This is a genomic window from Actinomadura sp. 6K520 (genome assembly GCF_004349245.1).
Lineage (GTDB): Bacteria > Actinomycetota > Actinomycetes > Streptosporangiales > Streptosporangiaceae > Spirillospora.
Window position 1 is genome coordinate 1 of sequence record NZ_SMLC01000434.1, and the last position, 594, is coordinate 594.

The following is a 594-nucleotide window of genomic DNA, read 5'->3' on the forward strand; positions in this document are numbered from 1 at the left end:
CGGCCGCCCCGCCCATCAGCCACGGGCTTCGGCCGGCTGGGCTGCCGAACCGTACACCCGCACCGTCCGCTCCGCCGGCCCGCCCAGCCGCACATACAGCGGACACCTCGGGGCGCGCGTCACCGGATCGACCTCCGCGCAGAGCCCGATCCCGGCCGCCCGGTCGAGGAACACCGCGTTCTCCACCGCCCGTGCCCCGCGCACCGCGTACGGGACGGAATCGGCGTCGCCGGTGTCGAAGAGCTCCTCGAACGTCAGCCTCCGCGCGAACCGCATCAGCACCTCCGCGTCCACGACACGGCTGCCGATGGCCGCCGCCGGACCCGCCACGACGATGCCGAAGCTCGGATTCTCCCGCCCCCGGACGTAGATCTCCCGGTCGGGCTCCAGCCCCCGGCGGCGTCCGGAGATCTGCACGCCGAACCCGGCGTCGCCGTTCAGGTACGCGGGCGGGCCGAACCCGTCCCGGACGCGCAGCGCCCCCGCCGGCATCTCCCAGCCCGGCAGGTAGACGCCGAGGCCCCGCAGCAGCAGCCGCCAGATCGGCCGCCCGGTCACCTCGTGCGCGAACCCGCTCCGCGCCCCCCTGGCGCC

Annotated in this window: 1 protein-coding gene; it reads right to left on the reverse strand. The window is 76.1% G+C overall.

What is annotated here, in order from left to right; all coding sequences use genetic code 11:
• Window positions 1–15: 15 nt before the first annotated feature.
• Window positions 16–558, reverse strand: coding sequence for a hypothetical protein (locus E1289_RS37840; RefSeq protein WP_243713503.1), 543 nt, complete (start codon window positions 556–558; stop codon window positions 16–18).
• Between the last annotated feature and the right edge of the window lie 36 nt (window positions 559–594).